The 974-nt window shown below is 64.0% G+C and carries 1 protein-coding gene; it reads left to right on the top strand.

Translation table 11 applies throughout. The features are described 5' to 3' along the window. Positions 1-223: 223 nt before the first annotated feature. On the top strand, positions 224-974 hold a 751-nt coding region (locus FSO04_RS45845; protein WP_154568017.1), incomplete at its 3' end, for a transposase.

The following is a 974-nucleotide window of genomic DNA, read 5'->3' as shown; positions in this document are numbered from 1 at the left end:
GCAATGCTCTCAACTTAAGCCCGAAAGGGCTTGTATACGGGGCGTTCGACCTGTAAACTTCATCGCATAACTGATTGATAAATCGACGATATGAACTCAAATACCAGCGTCCTCCCAACTCCTGGCTGAGTTCTCCGATTTCCTGTTCGATCCGGCGCTCGCTGAGCGCGTGCGTCTTTCTCCCACTGCATTCACCCGCAATCGCACACTGACATTGCCGCGCATGGCCGCGCTGATGATGTCGGGCATGTGCGCGAGCGTGCAGGCCGAACTCGATGGCCTGTTTGGTGAGCTCGGCGAACGCGGCGTGCGTACCCGCGGCGTCAGTGCACAGGCCTTCAGCAAGGCGCGCCGGGGGCTGTCGGCCGAGCTGTTCGAACGGGCCCGCGCACGTCTGATTGAACTCGCCCAACCCCATATTGACTCGATGCGCTGGAACGGCCTGAGGCCGGTCGCAGCCGACGGCACCCGGCTGCGGGTGGCGACCCGCCAGGGCCATGCGTTGCGCGCCGATCACTACGCGTTCGCGCTGTTCCTGCCGGGGCCCGAACTGACGTTGCATGCCGCGCTCCATCCGGCCGACGGCGCCGAGCGGCAGATGCTGTTCGAAGCGCTGGATGTGCTTCAGCCGCACACCGATCTGCTGCTGCTTGATCGCGGCTATATTGGCAACATGATGGTGGCCGCGCTGGCGCAGCGCGAGATCCACTTCTGCCTGCGCGTGGATACCCGAGGATGGAAATGTGTAAGCGCGTTTGCGCGCAGCGGCCAGGCCGAGCAGGTCGTGACACTGGGCGCGCCCAACGAAGAGGATGCCCGCGACTATGAACTGGCGCGCACGCCTACCACCGTGCGCCTGATCCGGGACGTCACGCCCAGCGGCCGCGTGCGTGTGCTGATGACCTCGCTGCTGGAGCGCGAACGTTATCCGGCCAGCGCTTTCGGCGCGCTCTATCATCAACGCTGGCGTATTG

The sequence above is a fragment of the Paraburkholderia madseniana genome (assembly GCF_009690905.1).
Taxonomy (GTDB): Bacteria; Pseudomonadota; Gammaproteobacteria; order Burkholderiales; family Burkholderiaceae; genus Paraburkholderia; species Paraburkholderia madseniana.
The sequence above is the reverse complement of the archived record's forward strand: the minus strand, read 5'-3'. Positions and strand labels throughout refer to the sequence as shown.